Origin of the sequence: Kutzneria kofuensis, assembly GCF_014203355.1 — a bacterium.
Lineage (GTDB): Bacteria > Actinomycetota > Actinomycetes > Mycobacteriales > Pseudonocardiaceae > Kutzneria > Kutzneria kofuensis.
In genome coordinates, this window is sequence record NZ_JACHIR010000005.1 from 139,423 (window position 1) to 151,931 (window position 12,509).

Sequence of the window (12,509 nt, forward strand, 5' to 3'; positions counted from 1 at the left end):
GAAATGACAATATCCCGGCCCGAAGGCCGCGACGACGGCAACGCGCTGCGGCTCGACCTCGACCGGGCCGCGCGGACCGGCGATCCCGAAGTCGTGTACGGCGAAGGCAAGACGCCCGACCAGGTCGTGACCGCGCTGCGCGCCCTGCACCGGGCTCATCCTGGACATCCGGTGCTGGCAACGAGGTTGTCCGCCGAGACGATCGACGCGTGCCGGGAGTCGCTGCCGGCGGCCGAGATCGACCCGGTCGGGCGGACCGCGATGCTGGGCCACGGTCCGATGCGAGGCCGGGTCGCGATCGTCGGGGCGGGCACGTCCGACCTGCCGGTGGTGCGCGAGGCGGCGACGACCGTGCGCGCGTTCGGGGCGGAGCCGGACGAGATCGTGGACGTCGGCGTCGCGGGCCTGCACCGCCTGCTGGCCCAGCGCGACCGGATCGCCGGTGCGGACGTGGTGATCGCGGTCGCCGGCATGGAGGCCGCGCTGCCCTCGGTGCTGGGCGGTCTGGTCGGCACGCCGCTGATCGCGGTGCCGACCAGCGTCGGGTACGGCTGGCACCTCGGCGGGCTCACCGCCTGGCTCGCGATGCTCAACAGCTGCGCGCCCGGCGTGCTGTCGGTCAATGTGGACAACGGGTTCGGCGCGGCGGTCGCCGCCGCCAGGATCGCCCGAACCGTCGCCGACGCGAGGAGGACCGACCGGTGAGGCTGCTGTGGGTGGACGCGGGCAACGGCGCCGCCGGGGACATGCTGCTGGCCGCCCTGCTCGACGCCGGAGCGCGGCTGGACGTGGTGCGTGACGGCCTGCGCCGGCTCGCCGTCGAGCCGATCGGCCTGGACGTGCGGAGTGTGCGCCGGCACGGGCTGCGGGCCACCCAGGCGATCGTGGACGCGCCGCCCGGCGCCCACCACCGCAACCTCGCCGACATCCTGGCCGTGGTGGACGCCGGCGGGTTCGACGAACCGGTGCGCCGGTTCGCGCACGACACGTTCACGCGGCTGGCCAGGGCCGAGGCGAAGGTGCACGGCGTCGACGTCGCCGAGGTGCACTTCCACGAGGTCGGCGCGCTGGACGCGATCGCCGACGTGGTCGGCTGCACGCTGGCCCTGGCGGACCTGGACCTGCTCGGCGCCGCCCGGAGGGTGGTGTCGCCGGTCGCCGTCGGCTCCGGCGTCGTCACGGCGGCGCACGGGCCGATCCCCGTGCCCGTGCCGGCGGTGCTGGAGCTGTTCACGCAGGCCGGCGCGCCACTGGCGGAACACCGGGCCACCATGGAGCTGTGCACGCCGACCGGCGCGGCGCTGCTCTGCACGCTCGCCACCGAATGGGGAACCGTGCCCAGCTGCGTTCCGGTGGCGACCGGGACCGGGGCCGGCAGCCGGGACCCGGCCGGCCATCCGAACGTCGTGCGCGTCCTGGTGGGCACGGCGGCCGCGACCGCCGATCCGGTCACCAGCGAGATGTACCGGATAGACACCACAGTCGACGACCTGGATCCCCGGCTGTGGCCGGACGTGCTGGACGAGCTCGGCCGCGCGGGCGCCGCCGACGCCTGGTGCACGCCGGTGCTGATGCGCAAGGGCCGGCCCGGTCACGTGCTCAGCGCGCTCGTGCCGTCCGACCGGGTGGACCTGGTGTGCGAGCTGGTGTTCGAGCACACCACGAGCCTGGGCGTCCGGATATCCCCGGTACGCCGCCGCTCGCTGCGCCGCGACCAGGTCGAGGTGACCGTGGACGGCGCGGTGGTGCACGTGAAGCGCGGACTGCTGGGCGGTCGGGTGGTCACGGTCCAGCCGGAGTACGACGATGTCCGCCGCGTGGCGGCCGCAACCGGGCGCCCCGTCGCCGAGCTGCTCGACGAGGTCCGGCACACCGCCCGGGACGGCCAACGGCGTCAGTCGCCCGACCGGTAGGGGCCGAAGAACGGCTGGGCCGTCCACTCCTCGCACCGCGGGTCGCCGTCGGGGAAGTCCAACAGGCCGGCGGTCACGGACGGCAGGACCAGGTCGAGCGGTGTCGGGTCCAGTCCCGGCACGAGTATCCGATGTGGACGGTCAGCCCGGACTGGTCGACATCCCGGGCCGAGCAGTACTCGGCCAGCCGGAACAGCACCGTGGAGATGCCTACCATCACCTGCTCGACGGTCGCCAGCCGCCGCTGGACGTCCGTCGCGGCTCCGGTCACCAGCCAGTCCTTCCGGTACGCGCCGGTCAGCCGGCGAGGGTCAGCGGCGTCAACTGGCCGGCCATCGCGGCCCGGGTCAGTTCGGCCTTGTTGCCCAGCTGGAGCTTCTTGCGCGCCCGCTTCACGTACGTGTCCACGGTGTGCTGGCTGATCCCCAGTGCCCGCGCGACCTGGTAGTGGGTGCGGCCCTGGGAGATCTGGGCCAGCACCTGGCGTTCGCGGTTGGACAGCACGTCGGCCGTGTCCGGACAGGGAATCTGCGCGCCGTCTCCCTCGGGGAACCGGCGGCCGGCGGCGACGCAACGCACCGCGTTGAGGATCGTGGCCAGCGAAGCCGAGGAGTGCACGTAGCCGAGCGCGCCCGCGGCGAACCAGTGCTGCGCGTCCGCCGGATCGGTCGACCTGCTCACCACGAGCACCGACGACACCGGCGCGACCGCGCTGATGTCGACCGGATCGGGAAGGCCGCGGACGCTCACCACGACGACGTCGGCCGGCTTCGCGTCAGCCGGACCGGCCCAGCGCTCGTCGTCCGGCCCCGGGACGACTTCGAACTCGTGGACGGTCCGCAGCAACTCGGTGAGCCCGAACGCGAACAGCGGATCCGAGCCGAGAATACGCACGACGTTCATTCATCCCCCCGGACGCAGAATTAGCGAAACAATCCCAGAAGCATCCGGGAGCATTCCTATTCATTGCCCATTCCGGCCGAATTACTTGTGACTGTCCCCTCGATCATTGACCGCCCCCAGTCGGATTAATTGCGATGCTAGTTGCGCCCCGACGACCTGTCAAGGGAAACATCTGTGCCATATCCGGCCGTGGCCTGGAGATACTCGGCAGCTGTAGCCGATTCAGGGGACTTGTCGCGACGACCGCCGACGATATGTTCTTGACACCCTCTGTCCGATGTGTGCGGCCTGGCGTGCGTGGCTGGTCCGACCCACTGACGTACCGGCAATAGGGCGAAATCGATCGGCGTTCGGGTGATCGGAGGTCACATTCACTCCGCCGAACGGCGTCCATCGAAAGGATGGCGACACGGATGCCGGAAGTCGCACGGCGACTCAGGTACGACGCGGACAGTCACCTCATGGAAACTCCGGGTTGGCTGGAAAGCTACGCCGACGAAAAAATCCGCCCCCGCCTCGCGGAATTCGGCCCCTCCTCCCTCAACAGCGACATGGCGGACGCGCTCGCCTTTTCCACCCTGCGCAAAGAGGAGCGCTGGTTGCAGGAACAGGCAGAGGCGAATCCGTTCTCGGCGATGGGATGGGCCGCGCTCGGCGCGGTCGACCCTCAGGAACGCCGCCGAATCCTGGACATCCTCGGCTTCGGCGCCCAGCTGGTGCTGAGCACGTACGCCGGCGGCCAGTTCCTCACCTCCACCGACCTCGAGCTGCGCACCGCCGCGGCGATCGCGCACAACCGGGGCGTGGCGGACTTCTGCTCGGCCGACCGCCGGCTGCTGCCGGTCGGCATGGTTCCGCTGGACGACGGGCCCAGCGCCAAAGCCGTCCTGGACCACGCGCTGTCGGTCGGCTGCTGCGCGATCTGGATCGCGCCCACCCGACCGACCGGCAACTCCCCCAGCCACCCGGACTTCGACCCGTTCTGGGCCACCCTGGCCGAGGCCGACACCCCGTTCCTGCTGCACGTCGGCACCGGCGGCGGCCAGCTCGACCCGGTGTTCAACCGCAACGGCCGGCCGCTGCCGGCCGACTTCCTGGGCGGCGGGGAGAACATGCGCAGCAAGGACTTCATGGTCGCGCACCAGCTGCCGGAGACGATCCTGTCCGTGCTCGTGCTGGACGGCGTTTTGGACCGGTTCCCGGCCCTGCGCGGGGCATGCGTCGAGCACGGCGCGTCGTGGGTGCCGGCCTGGATGCAACGGCTGGACCTGGCGCACGGGTTCTTCCGCAAGACCGAGGAGACCCTGGCCAAGCTGCGCCTGCGGCCGTCGGAGTACGTGCGCGACCGGCTGAAGTTCACGCCGATGTTCGCCGAGCGGGTCGCGCCGCTGGCCACCGCCGAGCCCGGCCTGTTCATGTTCTCCACCGACTACCCGCACCCCGAGGGCGGCCGTGACCCGCTCGGCGCGTTCGAGACCCAGCTGGCCGACACCCCCGCCGACGTGCAGGAACGCTTCTACACCGGCAACTTCGCCGAGCTGCTGGGCTCGCGGCTGCCCGCCGCCGAGGCCGGCGCGTGACCGGCACCGCGATTCCCCAGCGGGATAGGCCAATCGGCCGAGAGCTCGGTTTCCTGATCCTGCAGACGCTGGCCCCCGAGGCCGGTCTGAGCAACATCGGCTGGGCCTTCGAATGCGCGCCCGACTTCGACGCCCGCATGGTCGAGCGAGCGATGGAATGGCTGCTGCGCCGGCATCCGGCGCTGCGCACCACGTTCCCCCCGGACGGCGAGGGCGGCTTCGTCCGTCGCACGACGCCGCGCCACGACGTGCGGGTCGAGCTGCCCGTCGTCCAGGTCGATCGGGGACGGCTGGGCAGCGTGGTCGAGCGGCTGGTGGCGCGCCCGTTCGATGTCACCCGCGAGCTGCCGCTGCGATCGGCCCTGGTGGCCGAGGCCGGCGCGGGTCCGGCCGTGCTCGTGATCGTCGTGCATCACATCGCGGTGGACGCCACCTCCGCGGCCACCCTGCTGGACGAGCTGGACCGCACCTACCAGCTGCTGGGCCAGGGCGGCTCGCCGGACGAGGAGGAAGTGACGCCCCCCGAGCCGCCGGCCGTGAGCGTGCCGCCCGCCTCGCTGGCCTACTGGCGTGACCACCTGGCCGGGTACGACCCGCGGGACATGGTTCTGCGCGGTCACCAGCGGGTGTCGGAACCCCGCACCTTCGCCGGGCACACGCGGGTCGTCGCCCTGGACGACCGGGTCCTCGCCAGCCTCCAGACGCTGCGCAAACAGCTGCGCGCCACCAACAACATACTGCTGCTCGGCGGCTTCTACGCGCTGCTCATGGCGCACGGCGCCGGCCCCGACCTCACCGTCGGGACCCTCGTGACCGAACGCCGGGACGAGCGGGACCGGCCCCACGTGGGGCACAAGGCCGGCATGCTGGCGCTGCGGGTCCGGGCCTGGGCCGACATCAGCTTCCGCGACCTGGTCCTGGCGACCCGGCAGTGCTTCTTCGACGGCATGGCGCACGCCGACGCCGACTTCGACGCGGTGCTGCCGCTCATCCGGCCGGCCGACGACTGGCGCACCCCGGTGTTCCGGCAGGTGTTCACCTACTGGCCCGGCGGCATCAGCCTCGCCGACGCGGACCAGCGGCTGAGCATCGGCCGCACGGTGCCGGTCCAGCACGTGCTGAGCCGGTACGAGCTCGTCTTCAACGTCATGCCGGCCGGCGCCGGCCTCGCGGTGAAAGCCACGTACAGCACCGAACTGTTCGACCACGACACGGTCGATCGGCTGCTGGACCGGTACCTGGCGCTGGTCGCCGCGGCCGCGGCCGACCCGGACGCGCGGGTGGCCGACCTGCTGGTCTGACCGAGGCAGCCCGGTGGGGTGACGCCCACCGGGCCGCCGACGCTACAGCTGGCGGCCGCGCTTGGCCGCCACGTGCTCGCCGAGGACGAGGAAGTCCAGGCCCAGCCGGGTGAAGGCGCGGACCGCGTCCGCCGCCGAGTCGACTATCGGCTCGCCCGGCCCGTTGAACGAGGTGTTCATCAGCACCGGCGGCACACCGGCTTCCTCCATCGCCGCCAGCACCCCCTCCAGGATCGGCGCCTTGCCGCCGGACACGACCTGCGGCCGGGTCGTGCCGTCCACGTGCACCAGCGCTGGCATCACCTCGCGCCCGTACGCGCCGACCGTGGCCGTGCCGACCATGTACAGCTCCCGCATTCCCTGGCTGGGCCACAGGCGCGGGGCATGACCGGGCAGCGTCACCGGCGCCAGCGGGCGCCACTGCTCACGGCCCTTGAGCGTGTTGACCCGGTCGCGCGTGCCGGCCGGATTCGGCACGGCCACGATCGACCGGTGGCCCAGCGCGCGGGGCCCGATCTCGGCCCGTCCCTCCACGATCGCCCCGATCCCGCCGTCCATCAGCAGGTCGAGAACCCGGGCCGGGGTCAGCTCGCGGACGTCGAAACCCGCCTCGCGCAACGCGTCGACCTCGCCGCCGATCCGCGGGCCGGCGCCCAGGTACGGCGAGTCCAGCAGCGCCGGCCGCCGGGGCGGGCTGATCGACCACGCCGCGCCGAGCGCCACCCCGGCGTCGTGCGGGAACGGCGGGATGTAGACCGGTTCCGGCAGCTGGCCGTTGGCCACGCAGTTCAGCGCCACGCCGCCGGCCAGGCAGACGGCCGGGCTGCCGGTGGCGCACACCGTCTCGGCGTGCAGGGCCCGGACAGCGCGTTCGACGGTCCGCTGGGCGCTGGCCGCCAGCCGCACCGCGACCGGGTCCGCGTCGAGGTGCTCCGCCGGCTTGGTGACCTCGCCGAACCGGTCGGTCATCGCCGACATCCACTGCTCGCAGAAGTCGTTGTAATGCATCTCGGTCGGCCAGTCGAAGGGCGGCCCCGGCCGGGCGCCGGGGCCCTCGACCAGGTCCCCGATCGCGAGAACCGTGCTGTCGCTGTCGTTGCCGTACGGCGCGAGCCCCATCGTCTTGCCCGCGCCCAGGGCGCCGAAGCCGAGCAGCCGGGTGGCGGCATCGTACATCGCGCCCAGCGAGTACGCCCGCGGCCAGTGCCGTTTCAGGGTCAGGGCGCCGGCACGGTCGGCGGCGAAGATGGAGATCGCCTCGTCCTCGCCGGCGCCGTCGACCACGAGCACCCCGGCCGAATCGAAGCCGGAGGCGTGGAACGCCGAGTACGCGTGGGCCAGATGGTGCTCCACGAACACCAGCTCGGGGCCCGGCCCGTGCGCGGCCGCCGGCCCGAACAACGCCGTGTACAACTCGGCGCGCTGCTCGTCCTGCCACGGGATCAGCCGGGGCAGATCCCAGCCGATCGCGACGTGGTCGAGGTCCCGCCAGGTGATCCCGGCCTGCGCCAGGCAGTGCTGCACGGCCCGCGTCGGATAGGTGTCCCAGGCGTGCTTGACCCCGGTGAACCGCTCCTCCTCGGCGAGGGCGACGATCCGGCCGTCACCGTCGACCAGCGCCGCCGCGCCGTCGTGCCACTTCCAGTTGATTCCCAGAACCCACATCCGTCGCCCCTCCCGTGTTGTCGACGTCCGCGAGCCGGCGCGCCCGCGAAGGGGGCGTCGCCCGGGTCAGTTCGCGGGCTTGCGCGCCACGATCAGGTCACGCACGATCGCCTGGTCCACCCGGTGGCGGAAACCCAGATAGGCGTCCGAGTCCTGAACCTGCAGCCCGTTGTCGCGCAGGATCCCGGCGAGGGCGTCCCGATCGCCCACATAGGTGTTCCACGACAGGCCCAGCGCGCCGCCGGGACGCACCAGCTGGACCCACACCGGCACGGCGCTCTCCAGCAGCCGCAGGGGGCTGCGCGACAGCGCGTCCTCCCGCGTCGAGCCGTGCTGCACCCCGTAGGGCGTGTCGGTGACGAGGATGTCGAAGCTGTCCCGGCCGAAGAACTCCCGGGCCCGCAGGGTGTCGGCGTTGACGTAGTCGATGGTGCGGACCTCGCCGGCCTTGTACAGCTCCTTGGTCACGCCGAAGCCGATCTCCAGCCGGCGGCCGAGCATCTCGCGGTTGCGCCGCACCGGCACGGTCTGCGCGGTGTGCTTGAGCCGCTTGTTCTTCAGCCACGTGCGGATGAAGTGCGAGTACGCCTCGAAGTCCTTGCCGTCGATGTCCACACCGTACGCGTCGAAGCCGTACATGCTGGCCTGGTTCAGCGTGGTCCCGCGGCCGCACATCGGGTCGAACACGCGCAGCGGGCGGCTCAGGAAGTCCCGGGGCGCGTCGGTGGACACCGCGGTGACGTTCAGCAGCAGCTTGGTGAACTGCTCGTTGGTCTTGCCGACGTACTTCTGGATGGTCAGCAGGTCGCTGGAGAACCGGTCCAACGGGGTGAACGGCAACGGTTTCAACAGCTCGCCGCGCACCTCGAACAGCGCGTACACCGAGGACAGGTTGGACAGCGCCGAGATGTCCTCATCGGACAGATCGTCGGCCACCATGCGCAGGTACGGCACGCCGCCGATGGTGGTGTCGGCCAGCTCGTGCACCCGACCGTCCAGAATGGTCTGCCCGAACACCCCGATCTCGCTGCGCATCATCTGCTGCGCGGTCTCGGCGTAGACCCGGTTGGTGGACGGCGAGATGAGGATCGCGTACTCCGGCATCTCAGCTCCCCGCCCTCGGGGTGACGCGGACGTCACGGACTTCGGACGGCATGTTCGGGTTGCTCCTGAAGACTTTCGGGGATGTGCCGGGGCTGTGATCCTACCAGCCGGTGGCCGGTCGCGATCTCGGCCGCCGGCGAACCGCCGCGCGGCCAACGGTCGCGGATCCGCTCCAGCAGCCGACCGCGCCAGCCGGCGTCGGGCCGCGGGGCGTGCGGCAGTGCCAACCACGTCAACGTGACCTCGCCGCGCAGGAGCGCACCACTGTCGCCATCGGCATCGAGCTCCCGCGTGGTCTGGTCGAACACCATGCGCACCGCCGTCGCGCCGCCCGGCTCCGTGCGCCGTTCCAGCCGTCCAATAGAGGTGCCGAAGGTGGCCAGCGGCCGCCAGGCGACGCCCGCCGGGTCGGTCGGCGGCGCCGCCGGCAGGTTCACGTTCAGCGCCCCACCGGGCGGGACCGGCTCCAGCGCCAGCGCCGCGACCACCGCGGCGACGACCTGCTCGCACAGCGTCCACCGGACCTCCTTGGACTGCCTGCCGACCGACACGGCCAGGGCGGGGATGCCGGCCAGGCCGGCGGTCAACGCGGCGCCCACGGTCGCCGAGTGCACCACGCCGATGCCGGTGTTGGCGCCGTGGTTGACGCCGGCGAGCACCATGTCCGGCCGCGACCCCAGCGCGCCGTTCGCGACCAGCGTCACCAGCGTGGCCGGGTAGGCGGGGGCCTGGTACACCGGCACGCCGGCCAACCCGTGGCCGGACCAGTCCACCTCGTCCGCCCGGACCCAGACGCCGGCGAACTCGCCCAGCGCCATGGCACTGCCCGACTGGTCCCGGTCCGGCGCGACCACGAGCGGCCGCGCGCCGGCGGCCCGCACCGCCCGGGCCGCGGACACCAGGCCGGTGGCGGCGATGCCGTCGTCGTTGGTGACCAGCACCAGCGGCTGCGCGCTCATCCCACCGGCTCCTTCACGACCATGCGGTAGCGGGCGACCAGCGTCGGGACCACCTGGCCGGCGACGAGCCGGGCGACGTCCCGCCGGGCCTCCCGGCCGGCGAGGGCGAGCCGCTCCGGGTCGGCGAGGCACGCCGCCAGGGCGTCGGCCAGCGCGTCCGGGTCGTCCGGCGGGACCAACCAGCCGGTGCGCCCGGGTCGGACGATGTCGTCGAACCCGCTGCCGGCCGTGGCCAGCACCGGCTTGCCCCGGGCCATCGCCTCCAGGCACGTGTAGGGGAAGTTCTCGTACCGGGACGGCAGCACCACCAGGTCGCACCGGTCGATCTCGGCGCGCATCGCCGCCGGGGGCTGCGCCGGCAGGAAGCGGCAATCCACCCCGGCCGGCCGATCCTGCAGCCGGTCGCGGACGAGGTCGGTGACCGACCGACCCTGCCAGCGGGTGTCGCCGCCGGCGAAGGTCAGTTCGGCCGGCGCGGCGAAGTGCCGGGCGACCGCCTCGGCGAGGGTGAGCACGCCCTTGCGGTGCTCCATCCGCCCGAAGTACAGCAGCCGTGGCGGCCCGTCGCGGCGGGCTGCGGGCGCCGGCACCAGCCAGTCCGCGGCGACGGGGTTGGGGATGACCACAGGTGGCTCCGGCAGGTCCCACAGCGCGACGGCTTCCCGCGCCAGCCACCGGCTGGGGCTGGTCAGCTGGGCGGAGTGCCGGACCTGCCGGCGCTCCAGGTCCATTCGCCGCTGGTCGTCCCGGTAGATGCGGCCGCCGCCGTTACGGCGGATCAGCAGTTCCAACGGCAGGTGCAGGCGGGTGGTGACCGGCGGCGCGCCCGGCGACTCGGCCACCAGCGCGGCCACACCGCAGTAGTCGGCGGCCTCGATCACGTCCGGCCGGTCCGCCGCCGGCAGGTCCAGCCACGCGTCCCGGAACGCCTGCGCGCAGCCGAACGCGTCAGCCGGGTCGCAGACCACGGGCCGCACGCCGGCGTCCGCGGCGCGGCCGTCCCGCGCGGTGGCGGCGAAGACCGTCACCCGATGGCCGAGCGCCGCCACGGCGGCCGCGGTCACCCGGCAGTACGTGCCGATGCCGCCGCCGGGCTCGTCCTCGAACCACTCGGGTGTCATGAGTCCGAGGTGCACCCGGCGCCTCCGTGCTCGGACCGGGTCGGGACCGCGCCGCGCCGGCTGATGCCGTGCCGGTAGCGGGCGAACCCGTCGATCATGGTGTCGGCGATGGCGAAGTTGTGCCGGCGGCCGGCGGCCCGATCCGCCGGCGACAGCGAGCCGCCCTCCTGGTGGTACACCGCAGCCTCCGGCACGTACCGGAACTTCCGGCCGGCCTCGTGCAGCCGGTAGCCCAGTTCGATGTCCTCGTACCCCCACCGCCCGTCGAACACCGCCGCGAACCTCAGCTCGCCCAGGCAGTCCCGGTGCATCGCCATGTTGCACGCGTACATGCAGTCGTACGGGCGGGGATGGTCGGCCAGGGCGAGCAGTTCGGGCATCCGGCGCTCCACCGGGCTGCCGTAGTTGCTGGTCGACGCGACCGGCTCCAGCTTGTCCAGCAACCCGCGGTCGGCGGCCAGCTCGTCGGCTCCGACCGGCGCGCTGTCGACGAACACCCGGTGGCCGACGAACACGGTGTCGCGCCGTCCGCCGGCCAGCCGCCGGTAGGTCTCGACCAGGCCCTCGGCGGGGATGCAGTCCGCGTCGAGGAACACCAGGCACTCGTGCCGGGCGTGGTCCACGCCGAGGTTGCGGGCGGCGCCGGGCTGGAAGTTCCGGCCGGCCAGGTCGCGCCGGGCGACCAGCCGGACGCCGTCGTTGTGCCGCACGAACTCGCCGGCCCGCCGGTGGAACTCCGCGCCGCTGTCGTTGTCGACGACAAGGACCTCCCACGGCGCGGCCAGCAGCCGGCAGTCGTGCACCACCGCGGCCAGCGTGCGGTGCAGGATGGGCCACGCCTCGTAGGACGGGACGATGACCGACACGCCGGTGGTCACGCCGGGCCCCCGGCCACGCTCGGCATCCCGATCATGGTCAGCCGGCCGGCCTCCTCGTTGAAGCTGCGGTACCGCGAGCAGCTCCGGCAGGCCGGCAGGGTCGCCGGTCGCAGGTTGGCCAGGCAGCTCCGGTACGCGTCGCCGGCCAGCATCTCCGCCACCGACTGGGTGGCCAGCCGGCCGATCCGGTTGGGCTCGTCCTGCACGTGGCAGCACGGGTAGACGTCGCCGTCCGGCTGGATCACGAAGTGCCCCATGGGAACCACGCAGTCGCCGGTGAACGGACCGTCGTGGTGCAGCCGGTCCAGCTCCACGCTGACCCCGGCCTCGGCCGCCCGCTCGGCCAACTCCCGCAGGTGGCCGCGCACCTCGGCGACGGCCTCGTCGGTCAGCCGCTCGGTCTTCGCCTCGTCCGCCCACGGCCCCCAGTCGTTCTCCGCCACCCCGGACAGCGAGTCCAGCCACGCCATGTCCAGGCCGACCGGGAACACCCGGAGGTGGTCCGGGGTGACCGGCAGCGTGAGCAGGTCCTTCACCGTGGCGGCGGTGGAGGCCGACACGACCGTGTTGACCACCAACCGGATGTGCGGCGCCAGCTCGCGCAGCCGGGCCATGCCCTTGGTGGCGCGCCGGAACAGTCCGCGCATCTTGCGGACCTCGTCGTGCACCGCCGGATCGGCGCTGTCCAGCGAGACGGTGATCTGCTCCAGTCCCTTCAGCGCCGCCAGCCGCCGGACCCGCTCCTCGTCGAGCAGGCTGCCGTTGGTGATGATCGCGGTGTGCACGCCGAGCGAGTCGACGTGCTCGATGATCGGCAGGAAGTCCGGGTACAGCATCGGCTCGCCGCCGGTGAACAGCACGTGGGCCAGGCCGAGCCCGGCGAGCTCGTCGAACAGCTCCTGCCACCGGCTGACCGGCAGCATGCCGTCCCGGCTGTACTTCCACACGCCGCAGAACTTGCACTTGGCGTTGCAGCGCCAGTCCAGCCGCACCTCGATCTCGAAGCGGCCGATGGGGCGCAGCTCCCGGTACGCGGCCAGGAACTCCTCGCGGTGGTCCTGGATGTGCTGCTGCACGATCTGCAT

General features: G+C 72.6%; 12 protein-coding genes. 4 read left to right on the forward strand and 8 right to left on the reverse strand.

Features of this window, described 5'->3' with window-relative positions; all coding sequences use genetic code 11:
• Nucleotides 1–3: 3 nt before the first annotated feature.
• Both larB and larC read left to right on the forward strand, forming a co-directional pair.
• A complete protein-coding gene (gene larB / locus BJ998_RS46270) occupies nucleotides 4–705 on the forward strand; it encodes a nickel pincer cofactor biosynthesis protein LarB (protein ID WP_184870574.1) in 702 nt (233 codons plus the stop codon).
• Entirely contained in the window at nucleotides 702–1,913 is a 1,212-nt protein-coding gene (larC, locus tag BJ998_RS46275; RefSeq protein WP_184870575.1) for a nickel pincer cofactor biosynthesis protein LarC, read from the forward strand. Before larB ends, larC begins: the two co-directional genes overlap by 4 nt.
• Nucleotides 1,914–1,986: 73 nt before the next feature.
• Here the strand turns inward: larC and BJ998_RS46280 are convergent, their stop codons facing one another.
• Together BJ998_RS46280 and BJ998_RS46285 are read right to left on the reverse strand one after the other, a co-directional pair.
• Complete coding sequence (locus BJ998_RS46280) at nucleotides 1,987–2,184, reverse strand: hypothetical protein (RefSeq protein ID WP_184870576.1); 198 nt, start codon at nucleotides 2,182–2,184, stop codon at nucleotides 1,987–1,989.
• 26 nt (nucleotides 2,185–2,210) lie between these two features.
• On the reverse strand, nucleotides 2,211–2,816 hold the full coding sequence (locus tag BJ998_RS46285) for a helix-turn-helix transcriptional regulator (RefSeq protein WP_184870577.1): 606 nt from the start codon (nucleotides 2,814–2,816) through the stop codon (nucleotides 2,211–2,213).
• A 461-nt stretch (nucleotides 2,817–3,277) separates the two neighbouring features.
• Between BJ998_RS46285 and BJ998_RS46290 the strand changes: the two genes are divergently transcribed.
• Together BJ998_RS46290 and BJ998_RS46295 are read left to right on the forward strand one after the other, a co-directional pair.
• Nucleotides 3,278–4,396, forward strand: a complete 1,119-nt coding sequence (locus BJ998_RS46290) for an amidohydrolase family protein (RefSeq protein WP_184870578.1) — start codon at nucleotides 3,278–3,280, stop codon at nucleotides 4,394–4,396.
• Nucleotides 4,393–5,697 carry a condensation domain-containing protein gene (locus BJ998_RS46295; protein WP_184870579.1) on the forward strand — a complete coding sequence of 435 codons (1,305 nt, stop codon included), beginning with the start codon at nucleotides 4,393–4,395 and terminating at the stop codon, nucleotides 5,695–5,697. Before BJ998_RS46290 ends, BJ998_RS46295 begins: the two co-directional genes overlap by 4 nt.
• 42 nt (nucleotides 5,698–5,739) lie before the next feature.
• Here BJ998_RS46295 and BJ998_RS46300 read toward each other — a convergent pair whose 3' ends face one another.
• From BJ998_RS46300 to BJ998_RS46325, 6 genes are all read right to left on the reverse strand, one after another.
• Nucleotides 5,740–7,362 (reverse strand): carbamoyltransferase C-terminal domain-containing protein, encoded by a 1,623-nt coding sequence (locus BJ998_RS46300; protein WP_184870580.1) that lies wholly within the window; start codon nucleotides 7,360–7,362, stop codon nucleotides 5,740–5,742.
• A gap of 66 nt (nucleotides 7,363–7,428) precedes the next feature.
• Nucleotides 7,429–8,466, reverse strand: coding sequence for a TRM11 family SAM-dependent methyltransferase (locus tag BJ998_RS46305; RefSeq protein WP_184870581.1), 1,038 nt, complete (start codon nucleotides 8,464–8,466; stop codon nucleotides 7,429–7,431).
• Nucleotides 8,467–8,498: 32 nt separating this feature from the next.
• Nucleotides 8,499–9,425 carry a 5'/3'-nucleotidase SurE gene (gene surE / locus BJ998_RS46310; RefSeq protein WP_184870582.1) on the reverse strand — a complete coding sequence of 309 codons (927 nt, stop codon included), beginning with the start codon at nucleotides 9,423–9,425 and terminating at the stop codon, nucleotides 8,499–8,501.
• A complete protein-coding gene (locus tag BJ998_RS46315) occupies nucleotides 9,422–10,561 on the reverse strand; it encodes a glycosyltransferase family 4 protein (RefSeq protein WP_184870583.1) in 1,140 nt (379 codons plus the stop codon). The genes surE and BJ998_RS46315 overlap by 4 nt, the downstream gene beginning before the upstream one ends.
• The gene (locus tag BJ998_RS46320) at nucleotides 10,543–11,424 is read right to left on the reverse strand and encodes a glycosyltransferase family 2 protein (protein WP_184870584.1); all 882 of its coding nucleotides are present in this window, start codon (nucleotides 11,422–11,424) and stop codon (nucleotides 10,543–10,545) included. The genes BJ998_RS46315 and BJ998_RS46320 overlap by 19 nt, the downstream gene beginning before the upstream one ends.
• Nucleotides 11,421–12,509: a radical SAM/SPASM domain-containing protein gene (locus BJ998_RS46325; protein WP_184870585.1), complete on the reverse strand. Its 1,089-nt coding sequence runs from the start codon at nucleotides 12,507–12,509 to the stop codon at nucleotides 11,421–11,423. The genes BJ998_RS46320 and BJ998_RS46325 overlap by 4 nt, the downstream gene beginning before the upstream one ends.

Excerpts from the sequence above, each read along its gene's own strand:
- larB (WP_184870574.1), top strand. The coding sequence starts at position 4 with ATGACAATATCCCGGCCCGAAGGCCGCGACGACGGCAACGCGCTGCGG.
- BJ998_RS46325 (WP_184870585.1), bottom strand. The coding sequence starts at position 12,509 with ATGCAGATCGTGCAGCAGCACATCCAGGACCACCGCGAGGAGTTCCTG.
- BJ998_RS46285 (WP_184870577.1), bottom strand. The coding sequence starts at position 2,816 with ATGAACGTCGTGCGTATTCTCGGCTCGGATCCGCTGTTCGCGTTCGGG.
- surE (WP_184870582.1), bottom strand. The coding sequence starts at position 9,425 with ATGAGCGCGCAGCCGCTGGTGCTGGTCACCAACGACGACGGCATCGCC.
- BJ998_RS46300 (WP_184870580.1), bottom strand. The coding sequence starts at position 7,362 with ATGTGGGTTCTGGGAATCAACTGGAAGTGGCACGACGGCGCGGCGGCG.
- BJ998_RS46290 (WP_184870578.1), top strand. The coding sequence starts at position 3,278 with ATGGAAACTCCGGGTTGGCTGGAAAGCTACGCCGACGAAAAAATCCGC.
- BJ998_RS46305 (WP_184870581.1), bottom strand. The coding sequence starts at position 8,466 with ATGCCGGAGTACGCGATCCTCATCTCGCCGTCCACCAACCGGGTCTAC.